A 1,698-nucleotide genomic window follows, 5' to 3' on the forward strand; every position below is an offset into this window, starting at 1 on the left:
CCTTATGCTTCCGTACGTTGGCGACTCCGAGTTTTGTCCGCAAGGACTCCACCAATTGTCGTTCCAACCCGTTCAGCGCCACGTTTGCCAGAGTCGGGGCCTTATGCTTCCGTACGTTGGCGACTCCGAGTTTTGTCCGCAAGGACTCCACCAATTGTCGTTCCAACCCGTTCAGCGCCACGTTTGCCAGAGTCGGGGAAATGATGCCCCCCTGTGGTGTTCCGGCCTCGGTCGCCTGAAGCTGACCCTGAAATACCACGCCAGCTTTCAGCCATTTCCGCAGGATCACTTTGTCCATAGGGACATTGCGCTCCAGCCAGTCGTGGCTGATATGGTCAAAGCAACCTTTGATATCCGCCTCTAACACCCATTGAGCCGAAGCCTTCTGGGATAGCGAGACAAATAGCTGAGACATGGCGTCCGCGGTAGAGCGATTGATCCGGAACCCATACGAGTTCGGATCGCTCGTCCCTTCGGACACCGGTTCCAGCGCCAGCAGGTATAACGCCTGCATGGCTCGATCCAACATGGTCGGAATGCCCAGAGGGCGCTCCTTTCCATTGGATTTGGGAATAAAGACCCTCCTTAATGGCTTGGGTCGATACCCCCGGCGCTTCAACCGCCCAATGGCTTCCCATCGGACTTCAGGCGAGTTCCACTGTTCGCGGTCAACACCTACCGTCCGCGCACCTTGGTTCTCCGTCACTCGTCGTACCGCCGATGCCTTGGCGGACCACGAGCGGGTCARAGACCGTTGCAGGGCTTTCACCCGGCGCCAGTCCCCTTCCTGTGTTGCCTTCGCAATTCGAATCTGCATTGCTCGAACGTTCCGTTCGACACGGCGCCAATTGATGTCGCCCCATCGTTGCGGTACGCCGGAGGGCGCAGATTCATCCTYRCGGATCAATGCTTCCATGCTGCTCTCCTATCTTGAGGATCTTCCCCAAAATCAAGAGACAACATGCCCCTTGAGGGACAGTTGCCCCTCAAGGGAAGAAARTTKAACATCAAGCGAGTTCAGTCAGCCGTCTTGCGACGAAAGACCAGTTGGAAGTCTGCCCGCTTTCGCGTGGGATGATGYTTCAACCCCTATCCGAACCATTACAGCCCGGCATTCGCTTTTTCCAAYCTCCCATACCCGCACAGCCAACAGCGTTCCTTGCGGTTCGCCTGCCTGAGCCAACTGCGCTYCGGCAGCCATACGGGCTTACCACGTTCCCTGCRCRTTACACGACYGGGTTAGGGYCTGCMTMTTCGCCGGTGGYCTGATRRCGACGTRYCCCGAGATYCYAGCGGGAYAACCGACCACGTACCATTTTGGTTAGTGCCTRWCAGCAGATTTGGCACYGCAATGCTYACGRCGTTTATCAGCAGTTCACTTACATTACCCATACCAGCCAGCCTAGCGCCTTGACCCCGTTGCTGCTCGGAGCCTCTATCAAAGGACCTCACGATCCATTAATACCCTTGAGGGGGCTACATTGTCAGGAGAGCTTCACACCCCACCGTTACCAGTGACGCATGTCTCCCTAGGCTACTGCTAGTCGCATAGCAGGTTCTCTATCAGAGCACCCTTACGGGGATGTCCGACCGAACCATAACGCGCAGAGCTTACGCTCCGGGACCTCACTTCCTTACTTCACATGCCCCTCTACTAGCGAGCGCTTGACGGCGGTGTACTCTCGCGAGTGCCTACCG

The 1,698-nt window shown here is 56.9% G+C and carries 1 protein-coding gene; it reads right to left on the reverse strand.

The genetic code is table 11. The features are described 5' to 3' along the window. Positions 1–916, reverse strand: a 916-nt coding sequence (locus tag AC1DKD_RS41085) for a reverse transcriptase N-terminal domain-containing protein (protein ID WP_477144729.1), incomplete at its 3' end; no start/stop codon positions are given. Between the last annotated feature and the right edge of the window lie 782 nt (positions 917–1,698).

The sequence above is a fragment of the Cupriavidus sp. 05T313 genome, assembly GCF_056396665.1.